This is a genomic window from Kitasatospora aureofaciens (genome assembly GCF_019192735.1).
GTDB lineage: Bacteria > Actinomycetota > Actinomycetes > Streptomycetales > Streptomycetaceae > Kitasatospora > Kitasatospora aureofaciens_A.
Genome location: NZ_JAHTKP010000123.1, coordinates 1 through 7,668 on the forward strand (window position 1 = coordinate 1; position 7,668 = coordinate 7,668).

The 7,668-nt window shown below is 72.4% G+C and carries 1 protein-coding gene; it reads right to left on the minus strand.

The window, feature by feature from the left end; genetic code table 11:
* A partial coding sequence (locus tag KV557_RS41060) for a type I polyketide synthase (protein WP_218207191.1) occupies positions 1 to 7,668 on the minus strand: 7,668 nt, incomplete at both ends.

The window sequence follows — 7,668 nt, forward strand, 5'->3', positions numbered from 1 at the left end:
CCACGTCACAGGCCGCCACCGTGACCTCGACACCCAACTCCTCCAGATCGGCAACGAGTTCCGGCATCCCGGACGCCTCTGTGCCACGACGCGAGACCAGCAGCAGCCGCCCGGCCCGTCCGGTCGCGGCCAGATGCCGGGCGACCAGGCCGCCCAACGCACCCGACGCACCCGTCACCAACACCGTGCCCGCGCGGCCATCGATGCCGGCCGCGGTGGGCGCGGACGGCACACGCACAAGCCGCGGCACCCGCACCTGACCCGCCCGCACCGCAAACTGCGACTCACCGAGCTGCACTCCGGCGCGCAGCCACTCCGCGACCTCGGCAGCGGACGCGTCGTCCACATCGGCCAGCGTGATCCGGCCCGGGCTCTCCGACTGCGCAACCCGCACCAGACCCCACACCGGAGCAGCCGCGACCTCCACCGGCGCCTCGGGACCGGCGTCCACGGCACGCTCGGTCACCACCACCAACCGCGAGCCGGACAACGCATCCGCAGCCAGCCACTCCTGCACCAGACCCAGCACGCGCACCGCAGCACCACGAGCCGCACCCGCGACATCGCCGGCACCCGGCTCCGGCACGACCCGCACCACCACAACCTCGGGAACAGCCCCACCCTCGTCGATGGCCGACGCAAGCAACGCCGCCACATCCGGGTACGACACCGCGCCCGGCAACTCCTCCCCGAGCACGGCCCACCGACCGTCCGGCACCTCGGACTCGGTGACGACAGCAGGGACCCACTCCACCCCGAACAGATCGTCGCGAGCCGGCGCCGCAGCGGCGACGAAGGGCCGCAGGACCACGGAGCCCACCGACGCGATCAGCCCACCCGTGGCATCTGCCAGGGTCAGTGAAACGCCCTCGCCCGAGGCCGACGGCGTCACCCGCACCCGTGCCGCCACCGCATCCGCCGCGTGGACGACCACATCGCCCCAGGCGAACGGGACTTCAGGCCGATCCCGCCGTTCACCGGCACCCACGATCACGTGCAGGGAGGCGTCCAGCAGGGCCGGGTGCACCCCGAACCCGGACACCGCCAGGCCCTCGGGCAGCGCCACCTCGGCGAACAGTTCCTCGCCACGCCGCCACACCCCCTGCGTCCCCTGGAACACCGGACCGTAGGCGAGACCACACTCGGCCAGCCCCGGGTAGAACCCGTCCAGATCCACGGCTTCCGCACCGGCCGGCGGCCACTGCGCCAGACCACTACCGTCGTCGACGGAGACGTCGGCCGGAGCAAGAACGCCGACGGCGTGCCGGGTCCACTCCTCTTCCAGCGTCGCGCCCTCGGCCTGCGCGTAGACGGCCACCGCTCGACGACCGGACTCGTCCGCCTCGTCCACCGTGACCTGCACCCTAGTTCCGCCTTGGGACGGGAGCACCAGCGGCGACTCGATCAGCAGTTCCTCGACCCGGCCGCAGCCGGCCTCGTCACCGGCCCGCACCGCCATGTCCACCAGCACCGCAGCGGGTACAACCACCTGGCCGGCCACCGCGTGATCAGCGAGCCACGGCTGCCCGGCGAGCGACACCCGACCCGTCAACACCAGCCCGCCACTTGCCGGCAGCGTCACTGCCGCACCCAGCAGCGGGTGCCCCGGGTTCTCCAAGCCGAGATCCTCGGCGCGGCTGCCGGCGGTTATGTTCAGCCAGTAGCGCTGCCGCTGGAAGGCGTAGGTGGGCAGGTCGACGCGCTGAGCGCCGGTGCCCGTGTAGATCTCGTCCCAGCCGACCGAAACGCCCCGCACGAACGCCTTCGCCAGGGCCGTCATCAGCGCCCGAGGCTCGTCGCGGCCTCGGCGCAGCAGCGGCAGCCATGCCTCGGTGGCCGCGTCGTCTTCGGCGTCGGTGCGGGTCTGGGGGCCCATGCCGGACAGTACGCCGTCGGGGCCGATCTCGATGAACGTCCGCACTCCCGTGGCCCGCAGGGCCTGCGCGGCGTCGCAGAAGCGGACGGCCTCACGGACATGCTTCACCCAGTACGCGGGGTCGGTGACCTCGTCCGTCACCGGCTCGCCCGTCAGCGCCGACACCATGGCCAGCTTGGGCGCACCGTAGCTGACGGAGGCGACAACGCGCCCGAACTCCTCCAGCATCGGGTCCATCAGCGGGGAGTGGAACGCGTGGGAGACCTGCAGACGCTTCGTACGAGCCCCTGCCTGTGCCAACTCCTCGGCTGCTGCGAGCACTTCGTCCTCGACACCGGAAATCACCACGGCCCTGGGGCCGTTCACGGCGGCGATGCCCACACCGGCGCGGCCCGCGATCGCCTCGACGACCTGATCCTCGGTCGCCTCAACCGCCACCATGGCGCCGCCGGTGGGAAGTTGCTGCATCAGCCGGCCGCGAGCGGCCACCACCGCACAGGCATCCTCCAGCGACCAGACCCCGGCCACGTGCGCGGCGGCCAGCTCGCCGATCGAGTGTCCGGCCACCACGTGCGGGCTCACGCCCCACGACTCCAGCAGGCGGAACAGGGCCACCTCGATGGCGAACAATGCGGGCTGGGCCCACATCGTGTCGTCGATCCGACCCTCGCCCTCGCCCCGGACCACGGCCGCCGGCGAACCGTCCAGGTGCTCCGCCAGCCCGGCACAGACCGCGTCGAACGCCTCCGCGAACACCGGGAACGCCGCATACAACCCCTGGCCCATGCCCACACGCTGGGCACCCTGGCCCGTGAACACGAACCCGACCTTGCCCGCACCACCCACAGTTCCGGTCACCACGCCCGGAACCTCACGGCCCTCGGCCAACGCCCCAAGCCCGGCCACCAGCTCGTCACGATCCGAGCCGAGCACCAAAGCCCGGTGCTCAAGCGCCGCACGCGACGTCGCCAGCGACCAACCCACATCGGCGACGTCCACATCCGCCTGCTGCCGAACGACCTCCGCCAGCCGCTCGGCCTGACCGGCAAGACCCGCCACAGACCGACCCGACACCACCCACGGCACCACCGGCAGCACCTGGCCGTCCGCACGAGGCGCAGAAGCTTCCTCAACCGGCGCCTGCTCGATGATCACATGCGCATTCGTGCCGGAGAACCCGAACGACGACACACCCGCACGCCGGGGATGCCCGGCATCGGGCCAGGGTTGCGCTTCGGTCACCAACTGCACCGCGCCGGCGTCCCAGTCCACGTGCGAGGACGGCTCCTCGGCGTGCAGCGTCGCCGGCACCACACCGTGCTGCATCGCGGTCACCATCTTGATGATCCCCGCCACACCGGCGGCGGCCTGGGCGTGGCCGATGTTGGACTTCACCGAGCCGAGCAGCAGCGGCCGGTCCTCCGGCCGGTCCTGGCCATAGGTGGCAAGCAGCGCCTGCGCCTCGATCGGGTCGCCCAGCTTGGTGCCCGTGCCATGGCCCTCGACCACATCCACATCGCCCGCGGCCAGACCTGCGTTGGCCAGCGCCGCACGGATCACCCGCTGCTGCGACGGACCGTTGGGCGCGGTCAGACCGTTCGACGCTCCGTCCTGGTTGACGGCCGTACCGGCAACCATCGCCAGAATCCGGTGTCCGTTGCGCAGCGCGTCGGACATGCGCTCAAGAACCAGCACCCCGACACCCTCGCCCCACCCGGTGCCGTCCGCCGCCTCCCCGTACGCCTTGCAGCGACCGTCGGACGCCAGGCCGCGCTGGCGCGAGAAATCGATGAACGTGCCGGGGGTCGACATCACCGTCACGCCACCCGCCAACGCCAGGGTGCTCTCGCCCGAGCGCAGCGACTGGCAGGCCAGGTGCAGCGCGACCAGCGACGACGAACACGCCGTGTCCACCGTCACCGCCGGGCCCTCCAGCCCCAGCGCATACGACACACGCCCCGAGGCGACCGAGCCCGTACCCCCAATACCGAGATACCCCTCGACCTCCTCCGGCACGAAATGCGACGGCAGGTAGTCGTGGTAGAAGAGGCCCGCAAACACGCCGGTCGCGCTGCCCCGCAACGCCGTCGGGTCGATCCCGGCGTCCTCCAGCGCCTGCCACGACGTCTCCAGCAGCAACCGCTGCTGCGGATCCATCGCGACCGCCTCGCGCGGACTGATCCCGAAGAACTCCGCGTCGAACTCCCCCGCGTCGTACAGGAATCCGCCCTCACCCGAGACGCTCTTGCCCACCGCGTCCGGATCCGGATCGACCAGGTCCTCGGGCCAACCCCGATTCGTCGGGAAGAGACCGATCGCGTCCCCGCGCGACTCCAGCAGTTCCCAGAACTCGCCTGGGGACGACACGCCTCCCGGGAACCGGCACGCCATCCCGACGATCACCAGACGGTCGTCATCCGCCGGCACACCGCGGACCACGGGCCGCGCAGAGCCCGCCGACGCGGGATCGGCCTCACCGACCAGCTCGCCCAGCACGAACCCGGCCAGCGCCGCCGGCGTCGGGTAGTCGAACGCCACCGTCGCCGGCAGACGCAGACCTGTGACGTTGTTGAGCCGGCTGCGCAGCTCGACAGCGGTGAGCGAGTCGAAGCCGACCTCGCGGAAGGAGCGACCGGTTTCGACGGCTCCGGGTCCCGACATGCCCAGCACCAGGGCGGCCTGCGACAGGACCAGGTCCTGCACCGCCTCCCGCTGCTCGTCCGGGCTCAACGCGGCCAGACGCGCGGCCAGCGCGTTCTGGTCGCCGGCGGCGGACCGACCGACCGTACGACGGGCAGGCGAACCCGCCCGCGTCGCACGGACGAGGCCGGACAGCAGCGGCGGGACATCGCCGGAACGTTGCAGCGCGGCCAGGTCGAGCTGGGCCGTCACCACCATGGGGGCGGCAGCGTGGGCGGCAGCGTCGAGCAGGGCGAGCCCTTCGGACGCGGGCAGCGGCTTCAGGCCCTGGCGGGACAGCCGGCGCCAGTCGGCATCGGTGAGACCGCCGGCCATGCCGTCTTCCCACGGGCCCCACACCAGGGACGTCCCGGGCAGACCGGCCCGGCGGCGCAGCGCGGCCAGCGCGTCCAGGAAGGTGTTGCCCGCCGCGTAGTTGGCCTGCCCGGCGGTGCCCCAGGTCCCGGCCACCGAGGAGAACAGGACGAAGGTGTCCAGATCCATGCCGAGGGTCAGCTCGTGCAGGTTCCAGGCGGCGTCGACCTTCGGCCGCATGACCGACTCCACCCGCTCCGGCACCAGGGCCGTGGCAAGCCCGTCGTCCACGATCCCGGCCGCGTGGACGACGCCCGTCAGCGGCACACCCTTCAGGACGTCCGCGAGTTCCTCGCGGTCGGCGACGTCGCAGGCCGCCACCGTGACCTCGACGCCCAACTGCTCCAGGTCGGCAACGAGTTCCGGCATCCCGGACGCCTCTATGCCACGACGCGAGACCAGCACCAGCCGCCCGGCCCGTCCGGTCGCCACCAGATGCCGGGCGACCAGGCCGCCCAGCGCACCCGACGCACCCGTCACCAGCACCGTGCCCGCACGGCCATCGATACCGACCGACGCGGACGGCACCCGCACAAGCCGCGGCACCCGCACCTGACCGGCCCGCACCGCGAACTGCGGCTCACCGGACGCCACACCTGCCCGCAGGAACGACACCGCGTCGGCGGACAGGTCGTCCAGGTCCGCCAGCAGCACCCGGCCGGGGTTCTCCGACTGGACCACCCGCACGAGACCCCAGACCGGAGCAGCCGTGACCTCCACCGGCGCCTCGGGACCGGCGTCCACGGCACGCTCGGTCACCACCACCAGCTGCGACGCGGACAGCGCATCCGCAGCCAGCCACTCCTGCACCAGACCCAGCACGCGCACCGCAGCACCACGAGCCGCACCCGCGACATCGCCGGCACCCGGCTCCGGCACGACCCGAACCACCACAACCTCGGGAACAGCCTCGCCCTCGTCGATGGCCGACGCGACCAACGCCGCCAGATCCGGGTACGACACCGCACCCGGCAACTCCTCCCCGAGCACGGCCCACCGGCCGCTCGGCGCCTCGGACTCGGTGACCGCAGCAGGAACCCACTCCACCCCGAACAGATCGTCACGAGCCGGCGCCGCAGCGGCGGCAAAGGGCCGCAGGACCAGCGAGCCCACCGACGCGATCAGCCCACCGGTGGCATCTGCCAAGGTCACAGACACACCCTCGCCCGACGGCGTCACCCGCACCCGCGCCGCCACCGCATCCGCCGCGTGGACGACCACATCGCCCCAGGCGAAGGGGACTTCAGGCCGATCCCGGCGTTCGCCAGTGCCCACGATCACGTGCAGGGCAGTATCCAGCAGGGCCGGGTGCAGCCGGAAGCCGGCGGCGCTCACGCCGTCCGGAAGGGCGACCTCGGCGAACAGCTCCTCGCCCCGCTGCCACGCCGCACGGATCCCCTGGAACACCGGGCCGTAGGCGAGACCGCTCCCGGCCAGCGCCGGGTAGAACCCGTCCAGATCCACGGCTTCCGCACCAGCCGGGGGCCACTGCCCCCAACCCTCACCGACAGCCACGTCGGCAGAAGCCAGAACGCCCGCCGCGTGGCGAGTCCACTCTTCCTCGAACGTCGCGTCGTCCGCCTGGGCGTAGACGGCCACCGCACGGCGACCGGACTCGCCCGGCTCGTCCACCGTGACCTGCACCCGCACCCCGCCCTGGGACGGGAGCACCAGCGGCGACTCGATCAGCAGCTCTTCGACCCGGCCGCAGCCGGCCTCGTCACCGGCCCGCACCGCCATCTCGACCAGCGCGGTCCCCGGCACAACCACCTGCCCGGCCACCACGTGATCGGCCAGCCACGGCTGCCCGGACAGCGACAACCGACCCGTCAGCACCACGCCGCCACTCGCCGGCAACGTCACCGCCGCGCCCAGCAGCGGGTGATGTGCGGGCGACTGGCCCAGCCCGGCCGCGTCCACCACAGCGATACCGGTCGGCAGCCAGTAGCGCTGACGCTGGAAGGCATAGGTGGGCAGGTCGACCCGCTGAGCACCGGTGCCGGTGAAGACCTTGTCCCACTCGACCGCCAGACCCCGCACGAACACCTTCGCCAACGCGGTGAGCAGCGCGCGGGGTTCGTCGCGGCCTCGGCGCAGCAGGGGGAGCCAGACCTCGGTGGCCGCGTCGTCTTCGGCGTCGGTGCGGGTCTGGGGGCCCATGCCCGACAGCACGCCGTCGGGGCCGATCTCGATGAACGTCCGCACTCCCGTGGCCCGCAGGGCCTGCGCGGCGTCGCAGAAGCGGACCGCCTCACGGACATGCTTCACCCAGTAGGCCGGGTCGGTGACCTCGTCGGTCACCGGCCGGCCGGTGAGGGCGGAGACCATGGCCAGCTTGGGCGTCCGGTAGCTGACCGCACCAACCACCTCAGCGAAGCGCTCCAGCATCGGTTCCATCAGCGGGGAGTGGAACGCGTGGGAGACCTGCAGACGCTTGGTGCGCGCCCCCGATCGCGCCAACTCATCGGCGGCCGCGAGCACTTCGTCCTCGACACCGGAAATCACCACGGCCCTGGGGCCGTTCACGGCGGCGATGCCCACACCGGCGCGGCCTGCGATCGCCTCGACGACCTGATCCTCGGTCGCCTCGACCGCCACCATGGCGCCGCCTGCGGGCAGTTGCTGCATCAGCCGGCCGCGAGCGGCCACCACCGCACAGGCATCCTCCAGCGACCAGACCCCGGCCACGTGCGCGGCGGCCAGCTCGCCGATCGAGTGTCCGGCCACCACGTGCGGGC